Source organism: Parvibaculum sp. (assembly GCF_002684405.1).
Classification (GTDB): domain Bacteria; phylum Pseudomonadota; class Alphaproteobacteria; order Parvibaculales; family Parvibaculaceae; genus Parvibaculum.
In genome coordinates this window covers 1-7,324 of the sequence record NZ_NYVD01000012.1, presented here as the reverse complement: position 1 = coordinate 7,324, position 7,324 = coordinate 1, and the positions used below count along the sequence as shown (strand labels likewise).

Genomic DNA, 7,324 nt, shown 5'->3' with positions numbered 1-7,324 from the left:
ATGGCGGCAGCCAGAAGACCCGAAAAGTGAAGCTGCCACCCGAAGCCCAGCAGGCGCTTGAGAGCCTCGACCGTCAGGCGCTTCACGCCCATTTGCTCGCCTTCGAGCACCCGGCAAGTCACGAGAAAATGCGCTATGAGGCCCCCATACCCAACGATATTAAAAGCTTGATAGATAGTTTAGAATTAGTATAATTACTAACAAAGGTCCTTTTCTTGCCAGCTTTCCTCCCCATATTGGAGAGGCTGTCAGGCTGGCCCGGGCCCGCAAAGGCCCCTTTTCTTGAAGGAAGCGGACCAACTTGTTTGAACGTCAGCGGACCCCGGCACTTCCTGCCGGCGATCCAGATTGAGGGGTTCTCATGGCTACGAAACTCGCCCCGGCGCCTAATCCGGAAGGCAGCCTGTCTCGCTACCTGCAGGAAATCCGCAAATTTCCGATGCTGGAGCCGCAGGAAGAATACATGCTCGCCAAACGCTGGAAGGAGCATGAGGATTCCGAAGCCGCCCACAAGATGGTGACGAGCCATCTGCGCCTCGTGGCGAAGATCGCCATGGGCTATCGCGGCTATGGCCTGCCCATCGGCGAAGTCATCTCCGAAGGCAATGTCGGCCTGATGCAGGCTGTGAAGCGCTTCGAACCGGAAAAGGGCTTCCGGCTCGCCACCTATGCCATGTGGTGGATCCGCGCTTCCATTCAGGAATACATTTTGCGCTCCTGGTCGCTCGTGAAGATGGGCACCACGGCCGCGCAGAAAAAGCTCTTCTTCAACCTGCGCAAGGTAAAGGGCCAGATCCAGGCCATCGAGGACGGCGACCTGCGGCACGAACAGGTGACCGAGATCGCCGACCGCCTCGGCGTGACCGAGGACGAGGTCATCTCCATGAACCGCCGCATGGCGGGTCCCGACAACTCGCTCAACGCGCCGCTCCGACAGGACAGCGAAAGCGGCGAGTGGCAGGACTGGCTGGTGGACGACGCGCCGGATCAGGAATCTGAACTCGGCGATAGCGAGGAAATGAATCTGCGCCGCGAGATGCTGGCCACCGCCATGCAGTCGCTGAACGAGCGCGAGATGCACATCCTCACCGAGCGCCGCCTGAAGGACGACCCGGCCACGCTGGAGGAACTGAGCCAGGAATACGGCATCAGCCGCGAGCGTGTGCGCCAGATCGAAGTCCGCGCCTTCGAGAAGCTGCAAAAGGCGATGAAGAACGCCATGCGCGAGCAGGCAGATGCCCGCAAGGAAGCGTTGGAAGCGCACTAAGCGCGACACGGCACCGAAAAATCAAAACGGCCCGTCAAACTGGCGGGCCGTTTTTTGTTTCAGCCGTTCGAGAAACTCAATCGGCGACAACGCCCGTCCCCACGGGACAGCTCACGCCCGTGCCGCCGAGGCCGCAATAGCCATCCGGATTCTTGGCGAGATATTGCTGGTGGTAGTCCTCGGCGAAATAGAACGCCGGCGCGTCGAGAATTTCCGTCGTGATCTCACCGATCCCGCGCTTGGAAAGCTCCGCCTGATAGGCCGCCTTCGAGGCTTCCGCCGCCTCGCGCTGCGCGGGTGTGAACGCATAAATGCCGGAACGGTATTGCGTGCCGACATCGTTTCCCTGCCGCATGCCATGGGTCGGGTTGTGGTTCTCCCAGAAGATTTTCAGAAGCTGCTCATAGCTCACCTGCTTCGGGTCGTAGACGACCAGCACGACTTCATTATGCCCGGTCTGCCCGGTGCAGACTTCACGGTAGGTCGGGTTGGGCGTGTAGCCCGCGGCATAGCCGACGGCGGTGACGTAAACGCCGGGCACGTCCCAGAAGCGTTTCTCCGCGCCCCAAAAACAGCCAAGGCCGAACATCGCCTTCTCGGCACCCGCCGGGTAAGGCCCCTTGAGGGCCGCGCCATTGAGGAAATGCGTCTCGGCGGTCGGGATGGGGTCGCCGCGGCCCGGAAGAGCCTCGCCGCGGGCGGGCATTTCAGCGGATTTGCGCATGGAAAACATGGAAACCTCCCTCGCCCGTCGGGGCGCATGGTGTTGATATCGTCTTACCTGCAAGATAATGCGCCTTGCCCCGCTCTTCACCCCTTCATGCGCTGCGGACTCAAATCGCTTGCCTCCTTCCGGCCTGCCATTTAAAACCGTGAACATGATTTACATTTTTCCCGATAGCGGCGAATTCTCGCCCACCGTGGCGCAGAACAGGGCGCGCAAAATGCGCGAGATCCTGTCGGTGGCGCTGGACCTTGCGGTGGAAGGCGGGCTCGACAATCTGACGCTGCACGGGCTCGCGGAGCGCATGGGCCGCTCCGTCGCCGCCGTCTATCGCTATTACCCGTCGAAAGAGGCGGTGGTGCGCGAGCTGCAACGGCTGGTCGCCACCCATATCGGCGTGCTGAATGCGGACACGGCCGACCGGATCGACGGCTGGGCGCGAGAAAAAGCCCTTTCGGAACAGGATCTTGCGCTCGCCCGCATCATCGGCGCGGCGCAGACCTATGAACTTTTCGCGGTGGCCTCGCCTGCCGAATTCGGCCTCGTCACGCATTATCTCGGCAATCCGGCCAATGTGCTGTCCGAACAGGATGTGCGCATGGTCTTCGATGTAACGCGCGGAAGTCTGCAGCGTCTGGCCGATTTGATCGCCGACGCGGAGGCCAAAGGCGTTCTCGACAAGGGCGATGCGCGCGAGCGCGCGCTGATGATCTGGGGGGCGCTGCAGGGCGCGATCCAGCTTCTGAAAGTGACGCGCCGCGGCGCGGCCTGGGGCGAGGCCGGCGGGCTGCCGGACGCCACGGTGCGCACGCTGCTGCTTGGTTGGGGCGCCGATGGGGCAAGGTTGGGCATGATTGCGGGCAAGGTTCGAACCATGCAGCTCGCCGCCCCGCAGAGACAGGTGCGCGACCTCTTGAACACAATGACGACCAAACGCCGAAACAGGCGCCCGACAAAACAAATGCATCCTGAGGGAGGATAAAATGGCTGAGCACGATCTGGTAATCCGCGGCGGCACGATTGTCGACGGGACGGGCACCGACCCCTTTACCGGGGATATCGCCATCGACGGCAACAAGATCAGCGAAGTCGGCAAAGTGACCGGCAAGGGCAAGCGCGAGATCGACGCGAAGGGCCTGATGGTCACGCCGGGCTTTGTGGATATCCACACCCATTACGACGCGCAGGCGACCTGGGACCCCTATCTCACCCCCTCCTCGCAGCATGGCGTGACGACGGTGGTGATGGGCAATTGCGGCGTCGGCTTTGCGCCGGTGAAACCGGAATCGCGCGACGAACTCATCGACCTCATGGAAGCGGTGGAAGATATCCCCGGCGCGGCGATGCATGAGGGCATCAAATGGGAATGGGAAAGCTTCCCCGAATATATGGACGCGCTCGACAAGCGCAGCTACGCCGTCGATATCGGCGCGCAGATGCCGCATTGCTCGCTCCGCGTCTATGTGATGGGCCAGCGCGGCATCGACAACGAACCGGCAACGCCGGAAGACATCGCGAAGATGCGCGACCTCACCTATGAGAGCCTCAAGGCGGGCGCGCTCGGCTTTTCCACCTCGCGCACCGACCTCCACAACACGCTGCAGGGCGACCCCGTGCCCGGCACGCTGGCGGCGACCGACGAACTCTTCGGCATCGCCGATGCGCTGAAAGCCTATGGCGGCGGCGTCTTCCAGATCGCGGCAACGCATCGCGAGATGGAAAAGGAATTCGACTGGATGCTGAAAATGGCAAAGGACACCGGCCGTATGGTGACTTTCCAGATCCAGCAGATCGACGAAGCCCCCGACCTCTACCAGAAGATGCTCGACCATCTGGACGAAGCCCGGGCTGAAGGCGTCACCAATATTCGCGGCCAGCATTCGGGCCGCCCGGTCGGCCTGCTCATGGGCTGGCAGACCTCGGTGCATCCCTTTATCGGCTTCCCCGAATACCGGCCTTACGCGGAGATGCCCTTCAAGGAGCGTCTGGAGAAGCTGAAGGACCCGGCGGTGCGCGCAGAAATCACCGGCGGCAAGAATGTCGACAAGCTCGGCGATTTCGGCACCTTCATCACCACGAGCTTCCACAAGATGTATCCGATGGGCGAGAAGGAAAACTACGAGCCCGCGCCGGAAGATTCGATCGCCGCCATCGCCGAACGCGAAGGCAAGACGCCCGCGGAAGTCGCCTATGACGCGATGATGCTGAATGACGGACAGGCGATGCTCTATTTCCCGCTCTTCGGCTATTCGACCAACGATTACACAGCCATCGAGGCAACGCTGCGCCACCCGCAGACGGGCCTCAGCCTTGCCGATGGCGGCGCGCATGTCGGTGCGATCTGCGACGGCGGCACGCCCACCTTCATGCTGACGCATTGGGCCCGCGACCGTTCGCGCGGGGCGAAAATGCCGATCCAGGATATCATCCGTATCCAGACCAAGGACACGGCGGAGCAATATGGCCTCTATGACCGCGGCGTGCTGAAACCCGGCATGAAGGCGGATGTGAATGTGATCGATTTCGAGAACCTCACCTTCACGCACCCTGAAATGCGCTTCGATCTGCCCGCGGGCGGCCGCCGCCTCTGGCAGGGCGCAAAGGGCTACCGCGCCACGATCCTCTCCGGCGTGGTCGTGTCGGAAAACGACGAGCCGACCGGCAACCTGCCCGGCCATCTCATTCGCGGCGAGCAGGCAGCGCCCGCCGCGTAAGTAAAGCGTAGAAACATATGCAGGAGCGTCATTGCGAGGAGCCCTCGGGTCTTGCCTTGAGCAAGCCCAAGGACAGGCTCCGCGACGAAGCAATCCAGCGCTGAAGCTGCGGCTCTGGATCGCCGCGCGCCCTGACGGGCGCTCGCAATGACGATTTTGTTCAGAAAGACAAACACGTCAAAACATCCCCCCTTCCGGACGCGGGCCTTCGGGCCCGCGTTCTTCTTGAGTACATCGTTTCATGGATACCCTGATTTCCGTCTTCGCCGACGCGATGCCGCCCGCGCCCGACCTGGCGCTCGCCTTCGCAGCGGTGCTGTTCTCCACCACGCTGAAAGCCTTTGCCGGTTTCGGCTTCGGCCTTTCCGTGGTGCCGCTGTTGTCGCTCATCATGCATCCGGCGCAAGCCGTGCCCATGGCGCTGATGCTCGACCTGATCGGCTCCTCGCAGCTCGTGCCCATGGCGCGCAAGAAGGCCGACTGGAAATCGCTGAAACTGCTCGTCCCCGCCGCTTTCGTCTGCATTCCGCTCGGCGTCTATGCGCTGAGTGTCGTGCCCGGCGACAGCCTGCGCATCGCCATCGCCGTGATCCTGCTCGCAACGGTGGCGCTGATGGCGACAGGCGCGCGCCTGCCCGAACACCTTCCCGTCCCCGCCGTGCTGGGCGTGGGCGGCTTTGCGGGCATGTTGTCGGGCGGCATGGCGATGCCCGGCCCGCCCGTGATGGTCTATTTCCTCGCGCGCCCCACGGCGGCGGCGGTCAACCGGTCTTCGCTGTTGATGTTCTTCTTCTTCACCGATGTGGGGTCCATCGCGACGGGCCTCATCTCGGGCATTGTGGGGCTGAAGATCATCCTGCTCGCCATCATGCTGAGCCCGGCGCTGATCCTCGGCAACATCACCGGCCACTGGCTCTTCGGCAAGGCGCATGACACGCTCTACCGCCGCATCGCCCTGAGCCTGCTGACGATCATCGCTTTGGTGACGCTGGTGGAAGCGATCAGGGGATAAGGCCGTCTGCGTCTACTCCGCCACGCGCGCAGACAAGAGCCAGCCCCGCACGGCACTATAAAGCCGCTCCGGCGGCACCGCGTCACTGGGCTTTGTTGAGACCTTCACATTCAGATCGTCGAGGCCGAAAGATATTCTACCTTTATAGACCCGGTATTCCTCTTCATCCTCCGAACCGCTGTCGGAGCGATACCTGACAGTCAGAGAAATATATACTTCCTCGACTGGTGTCTCAGGCCCGAGAATACCTGCAGGAGACACAACCAGAGATGCCCAACGCAAACCCTCCGGAAGCGGCTGAGGCTCCCGCGGCCCACCGATGATTTCCGGTTTACCTCGCGTTCGCAACGCCTCTAGCCGATAGATATGCGCACCGATGCGAACCGGCTTACCCGATGTCAGGGCTTCCTGAAGCTCGGCGGTACGCTGCTTTCGTATTTCCGTTGGAATGAAATGCTCGAAGGCGGCGGCCGGCCAGACAAAGGCGGCCTCCCAGCCGTGCCTCCCTAGCTGGTACTTCGACATCGGGAACGCCCCGAGAAAAACGACCGCAGGAAGAGCCACCAGAAATGAGAGGACGGAAGAGCGCTCCACCATCCGGAATGTCATCCAGCAATAGGGCACGACACCCGCTATCCACGGCCACATCTGGGCAGGCGTATTCCAGCCACCGGCATATGCCGAACCGAATGTAAGAAAGCGGAAAAGCAGAACGAGTAGCGGCGTTCCAATCGTCGCCGCCACTAAGACCTCCACGGACACATTCAGCCGAGGCCGAAACCAACGGACAGCCAGCAGGATGGGAAGCCCCATCAGAAGCGATGTCATGCATAGGGAGAACAGCAAAGGCGACTGTTTGAACAGGATCACGAACAGAACGGATGTCGGGATAAGAAGCAGAATGCCCGCCCCTGCGACCGCCGCCGTCTTCAGCCAGCGCGACCTGTTCTCGCCCGCTGTCAGATAGCCGACGAGACACCAGCTCAGAACCACAACCAGAAAGTAGATGTGGTCCATGAGGAAGAGGAAATAGATCTGCGTTTCACTTTGCGGGATAGCCCCAAGGCTGAAATGGGTCAGTGCGATCAGCCCCGCCGGAACGACCATCAATCCGGCCCAGATCAGCCGCTCCGCAAATGTTGTTTTCCGCATGGGCCCTCTCCCCTGTCTCCCGTCAGCGAAACACCAAAGGTTTAATGAGGGGTATAGCCTCTAACCGGCCCGCCTGAACCAATCCGCCAGCTCCCGCCACGGGTCCAGCGACCAGTAGCGCGTCGCCGCGCCGGAGGGCGAGGTGAGGACGAAGGTGACGGGCTCGCCTTCAACGTCCGGCTGGCGGCCATAGGCGATCTTCCCTGTTGGCTTGCCGAGATAGAAGCTCGCCGCGCGCTTGCTGGTAAACGCGATGGCCTGCGGCTTCGCTTTCGCCAGCCGCGCGCGAAGCCCCGCCGCGTCGAAATCCCCCGCCGCGATTTCATGGTCCATGCCGGAACCAATCTTCGACACATCGGTAAAGCCGATGCCGAGTTTCGTCAGGTCACGGAACTCCTGTGGAGCGAAGCGTCGCGGCGTGATCCCGACCTCATGCAGCGTGCGCCAGAACCGGT

7 protein-coding genes are annotated in these 7,324 nt (G+C 62.0%); 4 read left to right on the top strand and 3 right to left on the bottom strand.

From position 1 onward, the window contains the following. Positions 1-361 precede the first annotated feature (361 nt). Positions 362-1,267: an RNA polymerase sigma factor RpoH gene (rpoH, locus tag CMI59_RS01275; protein WP_293323632.1), complete on the top strand. Its 906-nt coding sequence runs from the start codon at positions 362-364 to the stop codon at positions 1,265-1,267. A 76-nt stretch (positions 1,268-1,343) separates the two neighbouring features. Here the strand turns inward: rpoH and msrA are convergent, their stop codons facing one another. Further along, entirely contained in the window at positions 1,344-2,000 is a 657-nt protein-coding gene (msrA, locus tag CMI59_RS01270) for a peptide-methionine (S)-S-oxide reductase MsrA (protein WP_293323629.1), read from the bottom strand. A 145-nt stretch (positions 2,001-2,145) separates the two neighbouring features. Between msrA and CMI59_RS01265 the strand changes: the two genes are divergently transcribed. From CMI59_RS01265 to CMI59_RS01255, 3 genes are all read left to right on the top strand, one after another. Next, a complete protein-coding gene (locus CMI59_RS01265) occupies positions 2,146-2,973 on the top strand; it encodes a TetR/AcrR family transcriptional regulator (protein WP_293323626.1) in 828 nt (275 codons plus the stop codon). 1 nt (position 2,974) lies between these two features. Then, positions 2,975-4,705: an amidohydrolase family protein gene (locus CMI59_RS01260; protein ID WP_293323623.1), complete on the top strand. Its 1,731-nt coding sequence runs from the start codon at positions 2,975-2,977 to the stop codon at positions 4,703-4,705. Between the two features lie 241 nt (positions 4,706-4,946). Next, positions 4,947-5,717 (top strand): sulfite exporter TauE/SafE family protein, encoded by a 771-nt coding sequence (locus tag CMI59_RS01255; RefSeq protein WP_293323620.1) that lies wholly within the window; start codon positions 4,947-4,949, stop codon positions 5,715-5,717. Positions 5,718-5,729: 12 nt separating this feature from the next. Here the strand turns inward: CMI59_RS01255 and CMI59_RS01250 are convergent, their stop codons facing one another. After that, positions 5,730-6,869, bottom strand: a complete 1,140-nt coding sequence (locus CMI59_RS01250; protein ID WP_293323616.1) for a hypothetical protein — start codon at positions 6,867-6,869, stop codon at positions 5,730-5,732. Between the two features lie 60 nt (positions 6,870-6,929). Then, positions 6,930-7,324, bottom strand: a 395-nt coding sequence (locus tag CMI59_RS01245; protein WP_293323613.1) for a mismatch-specific DNA-glycosylase, incomplete at its 5' end; no start/stop codon positions are given.